Source organism: Mycobacterium sp. MAA66 (genome assembly GCF_041261665.1).
In the GTDB taxonomy this organism is placed as follows: Bacteria; Actinomycetota; Actinomycetes; order Mycobacteriales; family Mycobacteriaceae; genus Mycobacterium.
The window spans coordinates 445,308-466,943 of the sequence record NZ_JBGCCC010000001.1 but is presented as its reverse complement, the minus strand read 5'-3'; the positions used below and the strand labels follow the sequence as shown (position 1 = coordinate 466,943).

Sequence of the window (21,636 nt, the reverse complement as noted above, 5' to 3'; positions counted from 1 at the left end):
AACTCGTCTGACCAGGTCATATGGTTGCGCGTGGCCGAATTGTTACGTCCCAAGCGGCCCAATCCTGCGCCCGAGCGGCCACCGATCAGGGCGCGCTAGGGTTGGGATGCTGTTGCTTGCATCACATCGAATACTCACCGAGGAGTCCCATGCCCGTCGTTGTCGTCGCCACCATGAAGGCCAAGCCCGAGTCGGTGGACCTGGTCCGCGATGCCTGTACCGAGGCCATCGAGACAGTGCACGGTGAACCCGGTTGCCAGCTCTACTCACTGCACGAGACCGACGGCACCTTCGTGTTCGTCGAGCAGTGGGCAGACGCCGACGCCCTCAAGACGCACAGCACGGCACCGGCCATCGGCAAGCTGTTCGGCGCTATCGGCGAACACCTCGATGGCGCACCTGACATCAAGATGCTGGCGCCGATCGTCGCCGGTGACCCGGCCAAGGGACAGCTGCGGGGCTAGGGAACCACAAATGGGTGAACTCAGCGGCAAGGTTGCCTTCATCACCGGTGCGGCCCGCGGTCAGGGCCGCGCCCACGCGGTGAAGTTGTCATCGATGGGCGCCGACATCATCGCGGTGGATCTGTGCGCCGACATCGCCTCGGTGCCTTATCCCCTGGCTACGGCCGAGGATCTGGCGGCCACCGTCAAGCTGGTCGAGGACAACGGACAGCGGATCGTCGCGCACCGGGCCGATGTCCGCGACCGCGACTCCCTCAAGACTGCACTGGCGGCCGGCGTCGAGGAGCTCGGCGGCCGGCTGGACATCACGATCGCCAATGCCGGCATCGCTCCGATGGCCGGTGAAGACGCCTGGCAAGACGTCATCGACGTGAACCTGACGGGCGTCCACCACACCATCGACGTCGCCATGCGCCCAATGATCAAGGCGGGCAACGGCGGGTCGATCGTGCTGATCAGTTCGGTGGCCGGCTTGGTGGGCCTGGCCTCGCCGATGGCCGGCTCCCTCGGCTACGCGGCCGCCAAGCACGGCATGGTCGGCCTGATGCGGGTCTACGCGAATCTGCTTGCTGCGCAGAGCATCCGGGTCAACTCGGTGCACCCCGCCGGGGTTGACACCCCGATGATCGACAACGAGTTCACCCGAAAATGGCTGAACGAGTTGACCAACAACCCGGAAGCGGCGAAATCAGCGCCGAACATGACCAACGCGCTTCCGGTGCAGACCCTGGAACCCGAGGACATCGCGAACGCCGTGGCGTGGCTGGTATCCGATGCCGCCCGCTACATCACCGGGGTGACGCTGCCGGTGGACGCGGGATACGTGAACAAGCGGTAGCGCACGTACATGGCTCGGAACCCTGCGGCACAGACGGCTTTTGGACCGATGGTGCTGGCCGCGGTCGAACATCAGGAGCCGCCAGGTCGCCGTCTAGTCGACGACGACCTGGCGGCTTCGTTTTTGCCCGTCGGCCTGCGTGCCCTGGTCGCGGCCACCCGGTGGGCACCGTTGCGGCGCGTGATGGCCGCCGTATCCGACCACAACACCCCGGGGATGTGGGCCAACATGGCCTGCCGCAAACGCTATGCCGACGACAACCTGATGGCGGCATTGGGCGATGTCGACGCGGTGGTGGTGCTGGGCGCCGGGTTCGACACCCGCGGAGCCCGACTGGCTCGCCGCAGCGCCCTGCCAGTGTTCGAGGTGGACCAGCCGGTCAACATCGAACGCAAACGCGCCGTCCTGAACCGGGTTTTCGGCACTCCCCCACCCTCGATTCATTTGGTGGCAGTCGATTTCGAACACGACGACCTGATGGCGACGCTGGCCGCTCAGGGATATGACCGCAATGCACGAACCTTCTTCATCTGGGAGGGCGTCACGCAGTACCTGACCGCCGAGGCGGTCTCGGCGACTTTCGAGCAGTTGCGCTCGACGCCGGCGGGCAGCCGTCTCGACTTCACCTATGTGCAGCGCGATTTCATCGAGGGCCGCAACATGTACGGCGGAGAGGGGCTGTACCGCATGTTCCGGGTGAACAGCCAGGTGTGGAAGTCCGGCTTCGGTCCCGACGAGGTCGCGGGCTACCTCGAGGGCTACGGCTGGCGCCTGCTCGACCAGATGGGTCCCGAGCAGGTGCTCGATCGCTACGTACGCCCGACCGGTCGTGCGCTGGGCACATCGGATCTGGAATGGTCCGCCCTGGCCGAAAAGGTCTAAACCTCAAGCACCGTAGGCACGATCATCGGCTGACGACGGTAGGTCTCACCGACCCACTTGCCGACCGCCCGGCGCACCGCCTGGGCGATGCGTGCCGGGTCGGTGACCTGTTCGGAGACGAGGGTTTCCAACGCGGCCTGCGCCTTCTCGGCGGCCGGTTCGAGTGCCTTGGGGTCCTCGGAGAAGCCACGGGCGTGCAGGTGTACCGGCGCGACGGGCTTGCCGGTCCCTCGGGCCAGCACGACGGTGATCGCAATGAAACCCGATGTCAGCGTGAGCCGCTCGCCCAAAGTGGCATCACCGACGTCTCCGAGCACCAGGCCGTCGACGAACACCTTGCCCACCGGAACCGCGCCGGCGATCCGGGCCCGGCCGCCCACCAGGTCGACACTGACCCCGTTCTCGGCCAGCACCACGTTCTCCTCGGGAACCCCGCTGCGGATCGCCAGTTTGGCATTGGCCCGCAGGTGCCGCCAGGTGCCGTGCACCGGCATCACGTTGCGGGGCCGCACCCCGCGGTACAGGAACAGCAGCTCACCGGCGTAGGCGTGACCGGAAACATGCACGCGCGCTTGAGCATTGGTGACCACGCGGGCGCCGATCTTGGCCAGCGCGTCGATCACCCCATAGACCGCTTCCTCGTTGCCGGGGATCAGCGAGCTCGACAGGATGACCAGGTCACCGGGAGTCAGGGTGATGCTGCGGTGCTCGCCGCGCGACATCCGGCTCAGGGCAGCCATCGGCTCGCCCTGAGTTCCGGTGGTGATCAACACCATCCGCTCCGACGGCAGCAGCTCGGCCGCGCCGATGTCCACTAGGTCGTCGTCCTCGACGTTCAGGAAGCCGAGTTCGCGGGCGATGGCCATGTTGCGCACCATGGACCGGCCGACGAAGGAAACCTTGCGTCCCAACGCGACAGCGGCATCGATGATCTGCTGCACCCGGTCGACGTTCGAGGCGAAGCACGCGACGATGACGCGGCCCTCGGCGCCACGGATCAGCCGGTGCAGGGTAGGTCCGACCTCACTCTCCGAGGGGCTCACGCCGGGAATCTCGGAATTGGTTGAGTCACACAGGAACAGGTCCACGCCGGCGTCTCCCAGGCGGGACATTCCGGGCAGATCGGTGGGTCGGCCGTCGGGCGGCAGCTGGTCGAGCTTGATATCGCCGGTGTGTAACACGGTGCCCGCGCCGGTGTGCACCGCGATGGCCAGTGCGTCGGGAATCGAGTGGTTGACCGCGAAGTACTGGCATTCGAACACGCCGTGCGTGCTGCGCTGACCCTCGGCGACGATCTGCATGACCGGCTTGATCCGGTGCTCACGGCACTTGGCCGCCACCAGCGCCAAGGTGAAGCGCGAACCGACAACCGGAATGTCCGGGCGCAGCTTCAACAGATACGGAATGGCGCCGATGTGGTCCTCATGGGCGTGGGTCAGGACCAGCGCCTCAACATCGGCCAGCCGGTCCTCGACGTGCCGGATATCCGGCAGGATCAGGTCGACGGCGGGCTCGTCATGAGTCGGGAACAGCACGCCGCAGTCGATGATGAGCAACCGGCCCAGATGTTCGAAAACGGTCATGTTGCGGCCGATTTCGCCGATACCGCCCATGGCGGTGACACGCAGACCGCCCGGCTCCAGCGGGCCGGGTGGCGCGAAGTCGGGATGGCTCACGCAAGCACCGAAGCGGCGCGCAGGTCGGCGGCCAACTGGGCCCGCTGCTCAGTGGTGGCCGGCACCTGCGGTAGGCGCGGATCACCGACCTCGAACCCCTGCAGTCGCAGGCCTTCCTTACTCAAGGTGACGCCACCGAGACGGTTCTGCGCCTCGGCCAGGACTCCGATGCCCAAGTGGATCTTGCGTGCGGTCGCGACGTCACCGGAGTTGAAGGCCGACAGCATCTCTCGCAGCTCACCGGCGGCCAGGTGGCCCCAGACGCTGATGAAGCCGACGGCGCCCATCGCCAGCCACGGCAGGTTCAGTGCGTCATCACCCGAGTAGTAGGCCAGGCCGGTCTCGGCCATGATCATCGCGCCGCCGTGCAGGTCGCCCTTGGCGTCTTTGACCGCCACGATGTTCGGATGCGACGCCAGCGCGCGGATGGTGTCCCACTCGATCGGGATCGATGAACGCGGCGGGATGTCGTAGAGGATGACCGGCAATTCGGTGGCATCGGCGACCGCGGTGAAGTGCCTGATCAGACCGGCCTGCGGCGGCTTCGAGTAGTACGGGGTCACGACCAGCAGGCCGTGGGCGCCCTCGTCGGCGCACGCCTTGGCGAGGTGCACGCTGTGCGCAGTGTCGTAGCTGCCGGCGCCGGCGATGATCCGGGCCCGGTCTCCCACCGCCTCCAGGACCGCGGCCAGCAGGGCGAGCTTCTCGTCATCGGTGGTGGTCGGCGACTCACCGGTGGTGCCCGAAAGCACCAGGCCATCGCAGCCGGCGTCGACCAGATGGGCGGCGAGCTTCTTGGCGGCGGCCAGGTCAACGGAGCCGTCCGGGCCGAACGGCGTCACCATGGCAGTCAGCACGGTGCCCATCCGTGCGCTGACGTCAATTCCGCTGGTGCTCATGGGCGAATAGGTTACCCGCTGGTTCTATGTGATCTGAACCGCCGGTCGTGTCGCGCGAACCCGGTGAATCCGCCGATCACCGGACTGCGCGCCGCAGCTCGTTCACCAGGTCACCCCGGTCGCCGACCGTTACCTCACCAACGCCCAGCCAGGACGCCATCGAGCGCAACTCCGGCACCAGCGCCGCTGCCACCCGGGCCTGGTCCTGGTCGTCTTCGCCGAACGCGCCGACCACATGCAACGCGTCCGGGGTGCGCTTGAGGTCCACGCGGCCCACCAGCTGCCCGTCCAGCAGGAAAGGCCATACGTAGTAACCGAATTGTCGTTTCGGTGCGGGAGTGTAGATCTCGATGCGGTACCTGAAATTGAATAGCCGCTCGACCCTCGGACGGAAGAAGATCAGCGGGTCGAACGGACACAGCAACGCGGTCCCACGATCGATCCGCGACACCTTCTGTCCGGCCCGCAGATACGCCGGAACCCCGTCGATCGTGACCGGTTCCAGCAGCCCGTCCGCCACCAGCTCGGCCAGCGCGGGCTTGGCCTGCCGCGCGCCGAGCCGGAAGTAGTCCCTGATGTCAGCCTCAGTGCCCACCCCCAGCGCGCCGGCCGCCTTGAGCACCAACTCGCGTACCGCCTCGTCGTCGGAAACCTCGCGCGCCAGCACCTCGGCCGGCAACACGTTCTCCGCCAGGTCGTAGTGCCGGGCGAACCCGACACGGGTCGAGGTCGCCAGCACCCCGGACGACCAGAGCGCCTCGGCCACCCACTTGGTGTCGCTACGACCCCACCACGGGCCCTTGGCGCCACGCGGCTCGGCATCCAGGTGGGTCTCGATCCTCCCGGCCGTCGATGGACCGAGTTCGGCCACCGCTGCGACGATCTTCTCGGCCAGTTCCCCGTTGCGCTTGACGATGGCGGTGCCCCACCGGCCGTGGGTGTACTCCCGCATCCGCCAGCGCAGCAGTGGCCAGTCGTCGATCGGCAACAGCGCGGCCTCGTGCGCCCAGTATTCGATGAACTGTCGCGGCGACCGGGCGCTGTGCCCCCACGCCAGACCATCGAGCACGTCGCGATCGTAGGATCCGAGCCGGCTGAATACCGGCGCGTAGTGCGCCCGCACCGAGACCGAAACCGAATCCAGTTGCAGTACCTGGATTCTGGACATCAATCGTTTCAGATGCGCCCGGTTTACCGGGCCTGAGGACTTAGGCTCGTGAAAGCCTTGGGCGGCGACGGCGATGCGCCGGGCTTGGGCCGTGGTGAGTGCTGCCACTCTCACATCGTGGCGCACACCACCGACAGACTCGCGCACGCATCGGCGAAGTTGTCGGGTCAGCCGCCTACGATTCCTGCGGCACACCCTGATAGCGGGATCCGGGGCGAGCGGAGCGACGGGAAATAGACCTGGGGCGAGCGGAGCATTGGGAAGAGAGTTCGCGCTTTCCTGCCCCGACCCTGATGGAAAGGACCAGCAGTGAGCTACAACGCTGCAGACATCACCGAACTCGACGATGTCCAGCACACCCGCCTGCGGCCGGCGGTGAACCTGGGCCTGGACGTGCTCAACACCGCACTGCGCGAGCTCGTGGACAACGCGGTCGAGGAAGTCGCCGACCGCAGCCACGGCGGGTCCACCGTGACGATCACCTTGCATGCGGACGGATCGGTGAGCGTCGCCGACGACGGCCGCGGCCTGCCCGTCGACTCGGACCCGGTCACCGGGAAGAACGGCATCGTCAAGACCCTCGGCACCGCCCGGGCCGGCGGCAAGTTCTCCGCGCACGCCGACGCTGCCAGCACCGGCGCCGGCCTGAACGGAATCGGCGCCGCGGCAGCGGTTTTCATCTCCGCGCGCACCGATGTGACGGTGCGCCGGGCCGGGAAGACCTACCTGCAGAGTTTCGGCGCCGGCTACCCCGGCACCTTCGAAGGCAAGGACTTCGACCCGAACGCTGAGTTCACCCGCGCCGACACACTGAAACTGCGTGGCTCGGGCAATCGCAAGCCCGACGCACACGGCACGACTGTGCGCATCCTGTTCGACCCGGCCGTGGTACCGGATTCGAACGTCGACGTCGGCGAAGTGCTGCTGCGCGCACACGCCGCGGCCCGGATGTCCCCGGGTGTGCACCTGACCGTGATCGACGAGGGCTGGCCCGCCGAGGAGGTGCCACCTGCGTTGTTGCAGCCGTTCGACGGCCCGTGGGGCACCGACGCGCTGCTGGACCTCATGTGCACCTCCGCGGGCACTCCCCTGCCCCCGGTACGCGCGGTGGTCGAGGGCTCCGGTGAATACACGACCGGGCGCGGCCCCACCCCATTCCGCTGGTCGCTGACAGCCGGACCGGCCGAACCGATCACCGTCGCCGCGTTCTGCAACACCGTGCGCACCCCCGGAGGCGGATCACACCTGACAGCCGCGGTGAAGGGGCTGTCCGAAGCGCTGGCCGACCGCGCGTCCCGGATCCGCGACCTGGGCCTGGCCAAGGGGGAAGAAGGACCCGAACCGCAGGATTTCGCCGCGGTCACCGCGCTGGCCGTCGATACCCGGGCACCGGACGTGGGCTGGGACTCCCAAGCCAAGACCGCGGTGTCGTCACGGTCTCTGAACGTCGCGATGGCCCCGGATGTGGCGCGCAGCGTCACCATCTGGGCGGCCAACCCCGCCAACGGCGACACCGTCTCACAGTGGACCAAGCTGGCTCTGGAATCCGCCCGGGCGCGACGCAGCGCGGAGGGCGCCAAGGCGCGATCCCGCGCCGCGTCGAAAGCCAAAGGGCTGGGCACGAACCTGTCGCTGCCACCGAAGCTGCTGCCCAGCCGGGAGACCGGCCGCGGCTCGGGTGCGGAACTGTTCCTCTGCGAGGGCGATTCGGCGCTGGGGACAATCAAAGCCGCGCGCGATGCCACCTTCCAGGCGGCATTCCCGCTGAAAGGTAAGCCGCCCAACGTGTACGGGTTCACGGTGAGCAAGGCGCGGGTCAAAGACGAATTCGATTCGATCGAACGCATCCTGGGCTGCGGAATCCGCGACAACTGCGACCCGGAGCAGTGCCGCTACGACCGGATCCTGTTCGCCTCCGACGCCGACCCTGACGGTGGCAACATCAACTCGAGCCTGATCTCGATGTTCCTGGATTTCTACCGCCCGCTCGTCGCGGCCGGCATGGTCTACGTGACGCTGCCACCACTGTTCGTGGTCAAAGACGGCACGCAGCGCATCTACTGCCAGGACGAGTCCGAGCGCGACACCGCCGTCGCCGAGTTGAAAGCCACCTCCAAGCGCAGGGTTGAGGTGCAGCGCAACAAGGGTCTCGGCGAGATGGACGCCGACGACTTCTGGAACACCGTGCTGGATCCGCAGCGGCGCACCGTGATTCGGGTGCACCTCGACGACGGTGAGAAGAACTTGCACCACACCCTGTTCGGCGGGCCACCCGAGGGCCGGCGCACGTGGATGGCCGATGTCGCCGCCCTCGTCGACACCTCCGCCCTGGATCTCGATTAGGAGCACGACGTGACCGCCATCATCGAACAGAACCCAGATCTGGTTCTCGACCAGAGCGCCGACGACTACTGGAACCACTACCAGCTCACCTTCGCGCTCTACAGCGTCAGCGACCGCGCCATCCCGTCGGCGTTCGACGGACTCAAGCCAGGCCAGCGCCGGCTGCTCTACCAGATGCACGACTCGAAACTGCTGCCCGGCAACAAGCCGCAGAAGTCCTCCAAGGTCTGCTCGGCCGTCACCGGCAACCTGCACCCGCATGGTGGCGCGTCGATGTACGGGGCCGCGGCACTGATGGCCGCGGAGTTCCAGCGTGTGAAAGTCATTGACGGACAAGGTGCTTTCCCGCGTATCCAAGGCGACATTCCCGCCGCCGACCGCTACACCGAGATGCGGCTGTCGGCACCCGGTGCGGCGCTGACCGCCGAACTCGACGACCACGCGGTACCGATGGTGCCCACGTTCGACGGCGAGTGGACCGAGCCGACTATGCTGCCGGCCCAGTGGCCGGTGCTGCTCTGTAACGGCGCCGTCGGCATCGCCGAAGGCTGGGCCACCAAGGTGCCCGCCCACAATCCGCGTGAGGTCATGGCCGCCTGCCGGGCGCTGCTGAAAACGCCGAACATGACCGACGACAGGTTGGCCAAACTCATCCCAGGACCCGACTGGGGCTGTGGGGCCACCGTGGTGGGCACAGGCGGACTGCGCGAGTACCTCACCACCGGCAGGGGTGCGCTCACCGTGCGCGGCACCGTGTCAGTCGACGGAAAGAACGTCGTCATCACCGAACTGCCGCCGGGTGTCGCGAGTAACACTGTGCAGGACCGGATCCGGGCGTTGGTCGAGTCCGGCGAGCTGTCCGGCGTGGCCGACATGTCCGATCTGACCGACCGTCGTAACGGGCTGCGAATCGTCGTCAGCGCCAAACGCGGGCACAGTGCCGAGACCATCCGCGACCAACTGCTCGCGTTGACCCCGCTGGAGTCGACGTTCGCCGCCAGCCTGGTCGCACTCGACGAGGATCGGGTGCCGCGCTGGTGGACGGTGCGTGAGCTGATCGGCGCGTTCCTGCATCTGCGCGATTCCGTGGTGCTGCACCGGAGCCAGTATCGGCTCGAGAAGGTCACCGCGCGCCGCCACCTGGTGACGGGCCTGATGAAGATCCACCTCGACATTGATACTGCCGTCGCGATCATTCGAGCATCCGACACCGTCGATGAGGCCCGGCAAGGCTTGCAGGAACGGTTCAAGATCGATGAGGAGCAGGCCAATTACGTTTTGGCACTGCAGCTTCGGCGGCTGACCAAGCTCGACGTCATCGAGCTGCAGGCCGAAGCGGACAAGCTGGACGCCGAGTTCGCCGAACTGACCGAGCTGGTATCGAATCCCGATGCGCGGCGGGCGGTGATCGACAAGGAACTGGTGGAGACCGCGAAGCTCTTCAAAGGCCCTGAGTTCGACCGTCGGACGGTGCTGGATTTGGACGCGACCCCGACGGCATCGAGCTCCGACGAGGACGGCGCCCGCGAACGAAAGGTCAACGCCTCCTGGCGTCTTGATGACCGAGGCGTGTTCTCCGACAGCCACGGCGACCTGCTCACCTCAGGTCTGGGGTGGGCGGTGTGGACCGACGGGCGGGTCAAGTTCACCACCGGAAACGGCCTGCCGTTCAAGACGCGCGACATCCCGGTGGCACCGGACATCACCGGGCTCCTGCGTTCCGGTGTGTTGACCCCCGGCTACCACCTGGCGCTGGTGACGCGACGCGGAAAGATTCTGCGTATCGACCCCGCAGCGGTGAACCCGCAAGGTGCGGCGGGCAATGGCGTGGCCGGGGTGAAGCTGGCGGCCGACGGCGACGAAGTGATCGCCGCGTTGCCGGTGACCTGCGAGAACGGTGAGGCCATCCTGTCGATCTCCGAAAAGGGTTGGAAGGTAACCGAGGTCGCCGACGTCCCGGTCAAGGGCCGCGGTGGCGCCGGTGTGGGCTTCCACCCGTTCGTGGGCGGCGAAGACGCACTGTTGTCGGCCTCGATCTCCCCCACCGGGTTCGTACGGGGCCAGCGGGCGGTACGGGCCGAGAAGCGCACCAAGGCCTCGGTGAAGGGGGCAGGTACGGATGTATCGCCCGCCGGTGGGTGAGCCGGCCTACTACTGCTGACGGCGGTAGCTGCAGAACCGGTACCGCAATCCGGTTCTGCTGGTCTGCCACTGACCTGGCGTGCCCATCCAGGTGTCGTCGAGGACAGGCGCAAACGCGTCGCCGTCGGGCACATCCAGGTCGATCTCGGTCACCTCACACACCGAGGCCCGCGGCAGCGCCGACGCATACAGCTGCGCTCCGCCGATCACCCAACCGTCCACCTCGTCGGGCACGGCGGTGACGACCTCGGCGCCATCGGCGACGTATCCGGCGTCGCGACTGATCACGATGTTGCGGCGTCCCGGCAGCGGGCGGAACCGCTCCGGCAATGACTCCCAGGTCAGCCGGCCCATCACCACGGTGTGCCCGAGCGTCAGTTCCTTGAAATGGGCCATGTCCTCGGGCAGCTGCCACGGGATGCCGTTGCCCCGGCCGATGACACCGACACGCGCCTGGGCCCAGATCAGCTTCACGCTCTAGACCGCCACCGGCGCCTTGATCGCCGGATGCGGGTCATAGTTCACGATCGCGATGTCGTCGTACTCGTAGTCGAACAGCGAATTCCGCGGTGCCAGGACAAGTTCCGGGTACGTGCGGGCCTCCCGGGACAACTGCAGCTGGACCTGCTCGACGTGGTTGTCGTAGATGTGGCAGTCCCCGCCGGTCCACACGAACTCCCCCACCTGCAGCCCGGCCTGGGCGGCCATCATGTGGGTGAGCAAGGCGTAGGACGCGATGTTGAACGGCACGCCGAGAAACAGGTCAGCGCTGCGCTGATAGAGCTGGCAGCTCAGCTTGCCGTCGGCCACGTAGAACTGGAACAGCGCATGGCACGGGGGCAGCGCCATCTGAGGAATCTCACCGACGTTCCACGCCGAGACGATGTTGCGGCGCGAGTCCGGGTTGGTCCGCAGCATCTGCAGGGCGGCAGTGATCTGGTCGATGTGTTCGCCCGACGGGGTGGGCCAGGACCGCCACTGCACGCCGTACACCGGCCCCAGATCACCTGTCTCCGAGGCCCATTCGTCCCAAATGGTGACGCCGCGCTCCTGTAGCCAGCGCACGTTCGAGTCGCCGCGCAGGAACCACAGCAGTTCGTAGATGACCGACTTGGTGTGCACCTTCTTGGTGGTCAGCAACGGAAAGCCGGCATTGAGGTCGTAACGCAGCTGATGGCCGAACAGGCTGCGGGTGCCGGTGCCCGTGCGATCGGATTTGGGCGTGCCGCGCTCCAGTACCAGGCGCAGCAGATCTTCATAAGGAGTCGGCACAGCCACGCTGCCAGCTTACGTGTGGGGCGGTGGAGTACAACGTAAGAGGCGAGCGAAGCGACGGGAGAACAATCCAGCATGCCGATAACCAAAGACACCATCACCACTACCGATGGCCGATGCGCCGTCACCGTCGCCACACCAGAAGGCCAGGGCCCGTGGCCCGCGGTCATCATGTATCCCGACGCGGGCGGACCCCGGCAGGCCTTCGACGACATGGCAGGCCGGCTCGCCGAGCTGGGCTACCTGGTGCTGGTTCCCGACATCTACTACCGCGATGCCGGCTGGGCGCCCTTCGACATGGCGACGGCCTTCACCGACGACACCGAGCGAACCCGGCTGTTCGGGATGATGCAGAAGGTCACCCCCGACGTAATGGTCGCCGATGCCAACGCCTTCTTCGACTTCTTGACCCGACACCCGGATGTCAAAGGTGAGCGCTTCGGCACCACCGGCTACTGCATGGGCGGGCGCACCTCGTTCGTTCTCGCCGGCCGGATCCCCGACCGCATCGCAGCGGCGATGTCGTTCCACGGCGGCGGCCTGGTCACCGACGACGAGAACAGTCCGCACCTCAGAGCCGACCAGATCACCGCGGTGGTCTACGTCGGTGCCGCCGAGAACGACCGATCGTTCACCGCCGAGCAGGGCGAGATCCTGGACAAGACCCTGACCGGCGCGGGTGTCGAGCACACCGTGGAGTTCTATCCGGCCGCACACGGTTTCGCGGTGATCGACAACGCCGGGGCGTACGACGAGGCCGCCGATCAACGGCACTGGAAGGCGATGGAGCAGGTGTTCGGCGCCGCCCTGCGCTGACCCCGTTGCGCAACGCCCTCGCGCAGTACGGGACGATTGATGCCGTGTACGACCAGCCGAGCACCTTCGAACCCGATCCCTCCGACATCGGATCCCGGCTCGATCCGGTACTGGCGCGCAGCTGGCTGCTGGTCAACGGGGGTCAGTACGACCGCTTCGAACCGGCGACGCGATCCCGGGCCGACGTGGTTATCCTCGACATCGAGGACGCCGTGGCGCCCAAGGACAAGGAAGCCGCCCGCGGCAATGTGATCCGCTGGCTCGGCGACGGCAACACCGACTGGGTCCGGGTCAACGGCTTCGGCACCCCGTGGTGGGCCGACGACCTCGACATGCTGTCCAAGACCTCGGTCGGCGGGATCATGCTGGCCATGGTCGAGTCCGTCGACCACGTCACCGAGACCGCCAAGCGGCTGCCTGGTGTGCCGATCGTCGCCCTGGTTGAGACCGCCCGCGGGCTCGAGCGCATCACCGAGATCGCCTCGGCCAAGGGCACCTTCCGGTTGGCCTTCGGTATCGGCGACTTCCGCCGCGACACCGGGTTCGGCGACAACCCGGCGACGTTGGCCTACGCGCGGTCACGGTTCACCATCGCGGCCAAGGCCGCGCACCTCCCGAGCGCCATCGACGGGCCGACCATCGGCTCCAGCTCCCGCAAGCTCAGTGAGGCCACCGCGGTGTCCGTCGAGTTCGGCATGACCGGCAAGATCTGCCTGACCCCGGACCAGTGCTCCACGGTCAACGAGGGTCTGTCTCCGTCACAGGACGAAATTGCTTGGGCACGTGAGTTTTTCGCTGAATTCCAGCGGGACGGCGGCGAGATCCGCAACGGATCGGATCTGCCGCGCATCGCGCGGGCCAACAAGATCCTCGATCTGGCCAAGGCCTACGGCATCCACGCCTCGGAGTTCGGCGACGACCCCGATCACGTGTCGGCGCCGTCGGACACCTACCACTACTGAGCCGCACCCTCGGGGCGATCCTTGCGCCACCGGGGCGGGGTGAACGCCCGCACGATGCCACGTATCGCAAACCAGCCCGACAGCACCACCAGCACCAGCAGCGCGATGAACATGGGCATCCAGCCGGGGCGGGAATGTTTGATCTGCCACCAGATGACGGTGAACAGGACGGACATGACAAAAACCAGCACGTCCCGCAGCCGGCCCTCGCGGTTGAACGCGTAGCCGGCCGCCATTGCCTTGAGTTGGCGGCTGTGGTCGACGGCTGCGATCACCTCATCGATCCGTAGGTCGATCACCCGCTGCAGTTCGGCGCGACGTTCCACCTGGTCAGCCGGAATCCGGTCCAGCAGATCCATGTCGGCCTTGATCGCGGCTCGCACATCGGGTGGCTTGAGATTGCCGGCCGCGACGCCGAGTAAGGCGCCACCGGCCAGCGGGGCCGCACCCAGCGCCAAATCCATGATTCCCACGGTCGGCTCCTTACTCATCGACGCAAGCGACAATCACCCTTGCCGCGCACTACCGAGTCTCCCGGCACCACTGCGACCTGAGGCCCTCAACAATTGCTGACAATGTCAACACATGCTGACAAGCCGCGGCGCGAGACACGAAGGGACAGTCCCCGCCTCGGGCCTCAGCCCATCAAGGTCGCTGCCACGGTGGCCCCGAGGTTCCAGCACGCCTCAAGCTCGGCTTTGCCCGGCTTGCCCGAAACCACAACGTAGTCAGCGGCTTTCACCCAACCCAATCCGGTGGTGATGGAGGTGACGGCCCGTTCTGCGCCTTCGGTGCCCTCGTTTCCATGAAGCCACAACCCGAAGGGCCGGCCCCGCGTCGCATCCAGGCACGGGTAATAGATCTGGTCGAACGCGTGCTTGAGCGCGCCGGACATATAGCCCAGGTTCACCGGCGAACCCAGCAGATAACCGTCGGCCTCCAGCACATCTGCGGCCGACACCGTCAGCGCCGGGCGCCGCAGCACCTCGACGCCCTCGATCTCCGGATCGGTCGCGCCCGCCAACACCGCCTCGAACATCTCCTGACAATTCGGCGACGGAGTGTGGTGCACGACAAGCAGTTTCACCGTGACGCCTGCTCCAATTGCACGGCCTTACGGATGGTCTCGCGGGCTCGGCTCCGGTCCCCCGCATAGTCGTAGGCCCGGGCCAGCCGATACCAGCCCCGCCAGTCGTCGGGGGCGGCCTCTACCTCGTCGCGCACCGACTCGAACAACGCGTCGGCGGCGTCCCGCTCGATCCGGCCGGATGGGCGCCTGGGCAGCTCGCTTACGTCGAGTTCGACGCCCTCCTGGTATGCCAACCGGGCGAGGCGCTGATGGGCGAACCCGGCGCGCAGCGTGGCGACCATGGCCCACAACCCGATCAACGGCAACACGAAAATCCCGATGCCCAAACCGATCGCGGCGGGCTTTCCGGACTGCATCAGGATCACCCCGGACCGGCCGAGCATCCAGAAGTAGACCACCAGCGCCAAGCACAGGAAGGCGACCACCAGCTGGATGCGCAGCACCTGCGGGCTCGGTTTGGTCATGACGGACCTCGTCACAGCCCCATCAGCGTCTCGATGCCGATGGTCAGCCCCGGGTAGTTGGCCACTTCGCGCACACCGAGCAGCACGCCGGGCACGAACGACGTCCGGTCGATGCTGTCGTGCCGGATGGTCAGGGTCTCACCCTGGGTGCCGAACAGCACTTCCTGGTGCGCCACCAGACCCCGCAGTCTCACCGAATGCACCGGAATGCCGTCGACGTCCGCGCCGCGCGCACCGGGCAGCCCGGTACTGGTGGCATCGGGGTTGGGCGGCAAACCCTTTCGCGCTTCGGCGATCAGCTGGGCAGTGCGGGTTGCCGTCCCCGACGGGGCGTCGGCCTTCTGCGGGTGGTGCAGCTCGACGACCTCGACCGACTCGAAGAACGGGGCGGCCTGCTTGGCGAAGTGCATGGACAGCACCGCGCCGATGGCGAAATTCGGGGCGATCAAGACCGCAACCTCAGGCTTGGCGGCCACCCATTCGCGGACCTGGGCGATGCGCTCATCGGTGAAGCCGGTGGTGCCGACGACGGCGTGAATCCCGTTGTCGATGAGGAAGTGCAGGTTGTCCATCACCACGTCGGGGTGGGTGAAGTCGACGACCACCTCGGTCTGATTGTCGGTGAACAGGCTCAGCGGATCACCGGCGTCGACGCCGACGGTATAGGTCAGATCATCGGCGGCCTGCACCCCCTCGACGATGGTTGCACCGACTTTGCCTCTGGCTCCCAATACCCCAATTCGCATGACGGAAAGCCTAGGCCAGTACATTTCCCGTCGCTCCGCTCGCCCCGGCCGTAGCATCTGCCCCATGCGCGGCTACAAGATCCTCATCACCGGACCGACCGGCCAAGTGGCGACCCCGATTGCCAAGACCCTGGCGGCCGACAACGAGGTATGGGGCATCGCCCGGTTCAACGACCCGCGGGCCCGTCAGGACCTGGAGCAGGCCGGCGTCCACTGCGAGAAGGTCAATCTTGCGGTGGGTGATTTCTCAACCCTGCCAACGGATTTCGACTACGTCATCAACTTGGCGGTAGCCAAGAGCGGCCGTTGGGACAAGGATCTGGGCGCCAATGCCGAATCTGTCGGCCTGCTGATGGCGCACTGCCGCGAGGCCAAGGCATTCCTGCACGCCTCTTCGGCGGCGGTCTACGACCCGCCCGACGACGAGCCGCGGACCGAGGCGGCGGCGCTGGGCGACAACCACAAGCACCTGTTCCCCACCTACTCGATCTCCAAGATCGCCGGCGAGGTGGTGGCCCGCACCATGGCCCGCGCGCTCGGACTGCCGACCATCATCGCCAGGCTCAACGTCCCGTACGGCGACAACGGCGGATGGCCGTTCTATCAGATGGAGATGATCCTGGCCGGCATGCCGATCCAGGTGCCGCCAGGCGGGGCGGCCCGGTACAACCCGATCCACGAGGACGACATCATCGCGACCTTGCCCAAGCTACTGGCCGCGGCATCGGTACCGGCCACCACGGTCAACTGGTGCGGCGATCAGACCGTCAGCCTCCAGGAATGGTGTTCGTACATCGGCGAATTGGTGGGACGCGAACCGGTGTTCGCCGAAGACCCGAACGCGCTGCGCGGCGGTCCGACCGACACCACCCGGATGCATGAGCTCGTTGGGGGCACTGCGATGGACTGGCGCGATGGCGTCCGCCGGATGGTGACCAAATTCCACCCGGAGCTCGTCGGCGCCTAGCCCGTCACCACTGGGCGCCAGTGCGATCCGGTCCGCCCGCTCAGCTCGCGAGCTTCGCGAAATAGTGATCGGCCTTGAGGTCCTCCAACAGGGTGGGCTGACCAGGTTCCCAACCCAGCAGGGCACGCGTCTGCGCGCTGGACGTCGGGTTGTCCAGCGCGGCGAACCCTGCGAGGAATCCGAACTGCTGCGCTGCCTCACTGTCGGGAATCTGCCGCACCGGCACGCCGAGCTGATCACCGATGGCCTGCGCGATGTCGCGGAAGGCCACTCCTTCCTCAGCTGCGCCGTGCAACATCGATCCGGCCGGCGCCGACTCCAGCGCCAATCGGTACAGCCGGGCCGCATCGACCGTGTGCACCGCCGGCCAGCGGTTCGATCCGTCACCGAGGTACCCGGCTCGTTCCGCCGCGCGGGCGAACTCGATGAGGCATGGGATGAAACCGTGGTGATCGGTCGATCCGTGCACCGTCGGCGCGAGCCGAATCACCGACGACCGCACCCCACGTGCGGCGAGCGCAAGGGTCGCGAGTTCGGATGCCGCTCTCGGACCGGACTGATCGACGGCGGTGTCCTCCGTGCCGAGCCGCCCCGGAGCGCCGAACGCCAGCATGAGTGTTCCGGAGGTGTTGACGAACGGCTTGCCGGAGCCTGCCAACGCCGCACCGATGGCCTCTACCGCGCGCAGATCGGTGGCAATGGCCGCGGCGTAATTGGAAAAATCGTGGTTGAACGCCAGATGGATGACGCCGTCAGCGGTGGCGGCCGCGGCGGCCAGACTGTCGGGATCATCAAGCGTGCCGCGGTGCACCTGGGCACCCGCCGCAGCCACGGCGCCCGCCGATGCGTCGGATCGGGCCAGGCCGGTGACCTGGTGGCCGGCTTCGAGTAACTCGCGGACGACCACTGATCCGATGTGGCCGCTGGCTCCGGTGACGAATACGCGCATGTCTCCACTCCCTGGTTGATGTCAGTCCATGACATCAACCGACACTACGCTCGATGTCATGGACTGTCATCAAGCGCCGTGACGGCGACGTGCGTCGCCTAGAATCCGCTCGTGGGCCGTTGGCAACCGAACGCGCGAGGCCGCCTGGAGCAGGCGGCGCTACAGCTCTACGTGGAACGCGGGTTCGACCAGACGACCGTCGCCGAGATCTCCGCCCGTGCCGGCCTCACCGAACGCACCTTCTTCCGACACTTCAGCGACAAGCGCGAAGTACTGTTCGGCGGCAACCAGCTTGGTGAGGCCATGGCGGCCGCCGTCGACGAAGCACCCGCCTCAACCACTCCGCTCGATGCCGTCGCCGTCGCCCTGGAGTCGGCGTCGGACTTCTTCACCGATCGGCGGACACATGCGCGCCTGCGCCAGAGCGTGATCGACGCGAACCCCAGCCTGCAGGAACGGGAACTGATCAAACTCGCGTCACTGGGGGCCGGCCTCGGCAGCGCGCTACGCCGGCGCGGCGTCGACGAGCCGGCTGCCAGCCTGGTCGCCGAGACCGGCGTTGCGATATTCAAGGTCGCATTCGAACGTTGGCTCACCGACCCCGCGGACCGGAGCCTCGCCGAGCACCTGCGCGAATCGCTCGCCGAGCTGCGGGCCGCAACTCAGACCTGAGCCACCCAACACGTCACAACGGCGAGGCGCCACGCAGGTGCTCGAAGATCAGCGACGTCTGGGTACCGGCAACGTCGGCGTCGGCATTGAGGTTCTCCACCACGAACGCCCGCAGATCCTCGGTGTCCCGCGCCGCGATGTGCAGGATGAAATCGTCGGCGCCGGCCAGGAAGTAGACGTCCATCACCTGCGGCAGTCCGCGGATATTTGCGATGAAGTCGCGGATCTTGGCACGGGCATTGGCTTGCAGCCGAACCGAGATCATCGCCTGCAGGCCCAACCCGATGGCCGCCGGATCGATGTCGGCGTGGAACCCGCGAATCACCCCAAGGTCCTGCAACCTGCGTACCCGGCCGTGGCAGGTCGATGCTGCGATGCCGACAGCCTCGGCCAGGGCGTTGTTGGGCATGCGTGCGTCGGCGTGCAGCGCGGTCAAGATGCGGCGGTCGACGTCGTCGACCTCGATGGGCTGAACATCCTTCGCCTGAGCACTCCCAGACCCCAAATTTTTCGATGATTGTTCGACTGTCGATGCCATACCAAGAATCTTAATCACCAATATTGCATGGGTTCCGACGTTTGTTCACACTTGAGACATCGCCTGATCAACCGAGGAGCCCAGATGCACGTCGGCATCCCGACCGAAATCAAGAACAACGAATATCGCGTGGCCATCACCCCGGCCGGTGTGGCCGAACTGGTCCTGCACGGACACGAAGTCCTGATCCAGGCCGGGGCCGGCGAAGGCTCGGCCATCTCGGACAACGACTTCAAGGCCGCCGGCGCGCAGATCATCGCCTCCGCCGACGAGATCTGGGCCGAGTCCGACCTGCTGCTCAAGGTCAAGGAACCGATCGCCGCCGAATACCACCGGATGCGCAAGGGACAGACCCTGTTCACCTACCTGCACCTGGCCGCGTCGCGGGCCTGCACCGACGCGCTGCTGGCCTCGGGTACCACTGCGATCGCGTACGAGACCGTCCAGACCGCCGACGGCCGCCTGCCCCTGCTCGCCCCGATGAGCGAAGTGGCCGGCCGACTCTCGGCTCAGGTCGGCGCCTACCACCTGATGCGCAGCCACGGCGGCCGCGGCGTGCTGATGGGTGGCGTTCCCGGCGTCGCTCCGGCGGAGGTCGTGGTGATCGGTGGCGGCACCGCAGGCGACAACGCCGCCCGGATCGCCGCAGGCATGGGCGCCCACGTCACCGTGTTCGACGTCAACCTGGGCACGCTGCGCCGGATCGACGCCGAGTTCGGCGGCCGGATCCAGACCCGCTACTCGTCGAGCCTGGAACTTCAGGACGCGGTCAAGCGTGCCGACCTGGTCATCGGCGCGGTGCTGGTGCCCGGCGCCAAGGCACCCCGCCTGGTGACGAATTCGACTGTGGCACACATGAAGCCAGGCTCGGTACTGGTGGACATCGCGATCGATCAAGGTGGCTGCTTCGAGGACTCGCGGCCCACCACACACGACGACCCGACCTTCCCCGTGCACGAATCGGTCTTCTACTGCGTGGCGAACATGCCCGGCGCCGTCCCGCGAACGTCGACCTACGCACTGACCAACGCAACCTTGCCGTACGTAATCAAGCTCGCCGGCCAGGGCTGGCAGGCGGCCTGCCGCGACGACGCGGCCCTAGCCAAGGGTCTGTCGACGCACGAAGGTCAGCTGTTGAGCAGCCAGGTCGCCGCCGACCTGGACCTGCCGCTAGGCGTGCTCTGATTTCCCAAGCCTGCCACCCATCGCCCCTGCCACCCATCGCCCGGTCAGCGCGGTTTTGCGACGGCCGGGCGATGATTTTTCCAGAGCCCCGCTAGGCATTCTTGACACCTGTCAACTACGCTGCGGCCATGCTCTTGCAGGAACTGCTGGCCACTGCACCGACCAGGACTGACGATGCCCTGGATCTCTTCGACGCCGCGCCGGCCGTCGAACCCGAATTCATGATCGGCACCTGGCACGGCGCGGAGATGCCCACCGGTCACCCCATGGACGGACTGCTGGAAACCAGCGGCTGGTGGGGTAAGCAGTTCGTGGACGCCGAGACCGTCCACCCGCTGTTGTTCCCCGATTCCTCCGGCCGGACGCTATGGCCGATGAACCCCGCCCTGGCTTTCGGCGGCCTGGGCCTGGCCAACAAACTTCCGCTGCTGCACCGGGTTCCGCTGGCCAAGCCGATCGCCCTGATGCGGCCACTGCTGCAAGCAGGCTCGGCGAAGGCCCGGCTGCGCACCACCCGGTATCGCGGAACCGACACCGCGACAATGGTTTACGACCAACTGCCGATCAACGACGTGTTCCGCAAGCTGACCGACGACGCGGTCGTGGGTGCCATGGACTTCCGCGGCTCGCGGCGGCCGTATTTCTTCGTGCTGCGCCGGGAGAACTCGCTAGGGCTGCCCCAGTAACGCCGGCAGCACCTGCCCGGTGACCTGCCCGATCAACGGACGGAGATTCGCCACATCGGCGTCCTCAGCCTGTGACCGAGTCATGATCGCCAGCAACACCCGCTGCCCGCTGGGGCCGAAAACCACACCGACATCGTTGGTGCTGCCATAGTGACCGCTTCCGGTCTTGTCCGCACTGGTCCAGCCCTGCGGCAGACCGGCCCGCATGCTCGACGTCTGGTTGCCACGCATCCAATCGACGAGCAGGCTGCGCCGCGCAGGGCTCAACACCTGCCCGACCAGCAGTGCGCGGTACCCGGCCGCCAACGCCGCAGGAGTGCCGGTGTCACGCGGATCGCCTGGCACCGCCGAGTTCAATTCGGTCTCCCAGCGGTCCAGCCGGGTCTGGTCGTCGCCGATGCTGCGGGCGAATGCAGTGACCGCCGACGGCCCTCCGATGGTCGTCAGAAGCAGATTGCCTGCGGTGTCGTCGCTCTGTTGTAGGGCCGCCTGGCACAGCTCGCGCAGTGTCATCGCGGTGCCTGCACGTGGACCAGTGACCGGTGAGTCCGCCACCACGCGTGCCGGATCGACGACCATGCTGCGGTCGAGGGACAGTTCGCCCTGATCGACCAATTGGAGCACCCGGCCGGCCGCGTAGGTCTTGAAGGTCGAGCACACCGCGAACCGCTCGTCGGCGCGATTGCCCACGGAACGGCCGGAAGCCAGCTCGATCGCCATCAGACCGATCAGTGCATCGTTCTCGCGCTCCAGGTCCGAGAGCTGTTCGGAGACAGACAACTCGGGATCCGCTGAGGCCGACCCCACCCGCAACGCCGCGACCGACGCCGCCAGCGCCGTCCCACCGACCAGCACCCCGCGGCGGCTGATCATC

General features: G+C 66.9%; 23 protein-coding genes. 11 read left to right on the top strand and 12 right to left on the bottom strand.

Going from position 1 to position 21,636, the window contains the following annotated elements; all coding sequences use genetic code 11:
• The first annotated feature begins 149 nt into the window (after positions 1-149).
• Genes ABIA30_RS02285 through ABIA30_RS02275 form a run of 3 tightly spaced genes read left to right on the top strand, consistent with a single transcriptional unit; the run spans position 150 to position 2,184 of the window.
• The gene (locus tag ABIA30_RS02285; protein ID WP_370061700.1) at positions 150-464 is read left to right on the top strand and encodes a putative quinol monooxygenase; all 315 of its coding nucleotides are present in this window, start codon (positions 150-152) and stop codon (positions 462-464) included.
• A gap of 10 nt (positions 465-474) precedes the next feature.
• Positions 475-1,302, top strand: coding sequence for a mycofactocin-coupled SDR family oxidoreductase (locus tag ABIA30_RS02280; protein ID WP_370061698.1), 828 nt, complete (start codon positions 475-477; stop codon positions 1,300-1,302).
• 9 nt (positions 1,303-1,311) lie between these two features.
• A complete protein-coding gene (locus ABIA30_RS02275; RefSeq protein WP_370061696.1) occupies positions 1,312-2,184 on the top strand; it encodes an SAM-dependent methyltransferase in 873 nt (290 codons plus the stop codon).
• Here the strand turns inward: ABIA30_RS02275 and ABIA30_RS02270 are convergent.
• The 3 genes from ABIA30_RS02270 to ABIA30_RS02260 form a co-directional block, all read right to left on the bottom strand.
• Positions 2,181-3,797 (bottom strand): ribonuclease J, encoded by a 1,617-nt coding sequence (locus tag ABIA30_RS02270; RefSeq protein WP_370063236.1) that lies wholly within the window; start codon positions 3,795-3,797, stop codon positions 2,181-2,183. The two genes, ABIA30_RS02275 and ABIA30_RS02270, sit on opposite strands and share 4 nt — an antisense overlap.
• 59 nt (positions 3,798-3,856) lie before the next feature.
• Positions 3,857-4,759, bottom strand: coding sequence for a 4-hydroxy-tetrahydrodipicolinate synthase (gene dapA / locus ABIA30_RS02265; protein ID WP_370061694.1), 903 nt, complete (start codon positions 4,757-4,759; stop codon positions 3,857-3,859).
• A 76-nt stretch (positions 4,760-4,835) separates the two neighbouring features.
• Complete coding sequence (locus tag ABIA30_RS02260) at positions 4,836-6,035, bottom strand: winged helix-turn-helix domain-containing protein (RefSeq protein WP_370061692.1); 1,200 nt, start codon at positions 6,033-6,035, stop codon at positions 4,836-4,838.
• A gap of 201 nt (positions 6,036-6,236) precedes the next feature.
• Here ABIA30_RS02260 and ABIA30_RS02255 point away from each other — a divergent pair, with 201 nt between their 5' ends.
• Together ABIA30_RS02255 and ABIA30_RS02250 are read left to right on the top strand one after the other, a co-directional pair.
• Complete coding sequence (locus tag ABIA30_RS02255) at positions 6,237-8,270, top strand: toprim domain-containing protein (RefSeq protein WP_370061690.1); 2,034 nt, start codon at positions 6,237-6,239, stop codon at positions 8,268-8,270.
• Positions 8,271-8,279: 9 nt separating this feature from the next.
• Positions 8,280-10,412 carry a DNA gyrase subunit A gene (locus ABIA30_RS02250; protein ID WP_370061688.1) on the top strand — a complete coding sequence of 711 codons (2,133 nt, stop codon included), beginning with the start codon at positions 8,280-8,282 and terminating at the stop codon, positions 10,410-10,412.
• A gap of 9 nt (positions 10,413-10,421) precedes the next feature.
• Here ABIA30_RS02250 and ABIA30_RS02245 read toward each other — a convergent pair whose 3' ends face one another.
• A complete protein-coding gene (locus ABIA30_RS02245; protein ID WP_370061686.1) occupies positions 10,422-10,886 on the bottom strand; it encodes a dihydrofolate reductase in 465 nt (154 codons plus the stop codon).
• Positions 10,887-10,889: 3 nt separating this feature from the next.
• Positions 10,890-11,690, bottom strand: coding sequence for a thymidylate synthase (locus tag ABIA30_RS02240; protein WP_370061684.1), 801 nt, complete (start codon positions 11,688-11,690; stop codon positions 10,890-10,892).
• 72 nt (positions 11,691-11,762) lie between these two features.
• Between ABIA30_RS02240 and ABIA30_RS02235 the strand changes: the two genes are divergently transcribed.
• Together ABIA30_RS02235 and ABIA30_RS02230 are read left to right on the top strand one after the other, a co-directional pair.
• Positions 11,763-12,503: a dienelactone hydrolase family protein gene (locus tag ABIA30_RS02235; RefSeq protein ID WP_370061682.1), complete on the top strand. Its 741-nt coding sequence runs from the start codon at positions 11,763-11,765 to the stop codon at positions 12,501-12,503.
• Positions 12,504-12,547: 44 nt separating this feature from the next.
• On the top strand, positions 12,548-13,465 hold the full coding sequence (locus ABIA30_RS02230; protein WP_370063234.1) for a CoA ester lyase: 918 nt from the start codon (positions 12,548-12,550) through the stop codon (positions 13,463-13,465).
• On the opposite strand, the gene ABIA30_RS02225 is transcribed toward ABIA30_RS02230, so the two are convergent.
• The 4 genes from ABIA30_RS02225 to dapB all read right to left on the bottom strand — a co-directional run bounded on the left by ABIA30_RS02225 (position 13,459) and on the right by dapB (position 15,765).
• On the bottom strand, positions 13,459-13,929 hold the full coding sequence (locus tag ABIA30_RS02225) for a hypothetical protein (protein WP_370063232.1): 471 nt from the start codon (positions 13,927-13,929) through the stop codon (positions 13,459-13,461). The genes ABIA30_RS02230 and ABIA30_RS02225 overlap by 7 nt on opposite strands.
• A 173-nt stretch (positions 13,930-14,102) precedes the next feature.
• On the bottom strand, positions 14,103-14,504 hold the full coding sequence (locus tag ABIA30_RS02220; RefSeq protein WP_370063230.1) for a flavodoxin family protein: 402 nt from the start codon (positions 14,502-14,504) through the stop codon (positions 14,103-14,105).
• A gap of 44 nt (positions 14,505-14,548) precedes the next feature.
• The gene (locus tag ABIA30_RS02215; RefSeq protein ID WP_370061680.1) at positions 14,549-15,019 is read right to left on the bottom strand and encodes a hypothetical protein; all 471 of its coding nucleotides are present in this window, start codon (positions 15,017-15,019) and stop codon (positions 14,549-14,551) included.
• 11 nt (positions 15,020-15,030) lie between these two features.
• The gene (dapB, locus tag ABIA30_RS02210) at positions 15,031-15,765 is read right to left on the bottom strand and encodes a 4-hydroxy-tetrahydrodipicolinate reductase (protein ID WP_370061678.1); all 735 of its coding nucleotides are present in this window, start codon (positions 15,763-15,765) and stop codon (positions 15,031-15,033) included.
• Positions 15,766-15,829: 64 nt separating this feature from the next.
• On the opposite strand from dapB, the gene ABIA30_RS02205 reads away from it, so the two are divergent.
• Positions 15,830-16,732 carry an NAD-dependent epimerase/dehydratase family protein gene (locus ABIA30_RS02205; protein WP_370061676.1) on the top strand — a complete coding sequence of 301 codons (903 nt, stop codon included), beginning with the start codon at positions 15,830-15,832 and terminating at the stop codon, positions 16,730-16,732.
• A gap of 40 nt (positions 16,733-16,772) precedes the next feature.
• On the opposite strand, the gene ABIA30_RS02200 is transcribed toward ABIA30_RS02205, so the two are convergent.
• Positions 16,773-17,681: an SDR family oxidoreductase gene (locus ABIA30_RS02200; RefSeq protein ID WP_370061674.1), complete on the bottom strand. Its 909-nt coding sequence runs from the start codon at positions 17,679-17,681 to the stop codon at positions 16,773-16,775.
• A 111-nt stretch (positions 17,682-17,792) separates the two neighbouring features.
• Here ABIA30_RS02200 and ABIA30_RS02195 point away from each other — a divergent pair, with 111 nt between their 5' ends.
• Positions 17,793-18,353: a TetR family transcriptional regulator gene (locus ABIA30_RS02195; protein ID WP_370061672.1), complete on the top strand. Its 561-nt coding sequence runs from the start codon at positions 17,793-17,795 to the stop codon at positions 18,351-18,353.
• 13 nt (positions 18,354-18,366) lie between these two features.
• On the opposite strand, the gene ABIA30_RS02190 is transcribed toward ABIA30_RS02195, so the two are convergent.
• Entirely contained in the window at positions 18,367-18,891 is a 525-nt protein-coding gene (locus ABIA30_RS02190; protein WP_370061670.1) for an Lrp/AsnC family transcriptional regulator, read from the bottom strand.
• Positions 18,892-18,975: 84 nt separating this feature from the next.
• Here ABIA30_RS02190 and ald point away from each other — a divergent pair, with 84 nt between their 5' ends.
• Positions 18,976-20,076, top strand: a complete 1,101-nt coding sequence (gene ald / locus ABIA30_RS02185; protein ID WP_370061668.1) for an alanine dehydrogenase — start codon at positions 18,976-18,978, stop codon at positions 20,074-20,076.
• 128 nt (positions 20,077-20,204) lie between these two features.
• Positions 20,205-20,762, top strand: coding sequence for a DUF4334 domain-containing protein (locus ABIA30_RS02180; protein WP_370061666.1), 558 nt, complete (start codon positions 20,205-20,207; stop codon positions 20,760-20,762).
• On the opposite strand, the gene bla is transcribed toward ABIA30_RS02180, so the two are convergent.
• Positions 20,745-21,635, bottom strand: a complete 891-nt coding sequence (gene bla / locus ABIA30_RS02175; RefSeq protein WP_370061664.1) for a class A beta-lactamase — start codon at positions 21,633-21,635, stop codon at positions 20,745-20,747. The two genes, ABIA30_RS02180 and bla, sit on opposite strands and share 18 nt — an antisense overlap.
• Position 21,636 lies beyond the last annotated feature (1 nt).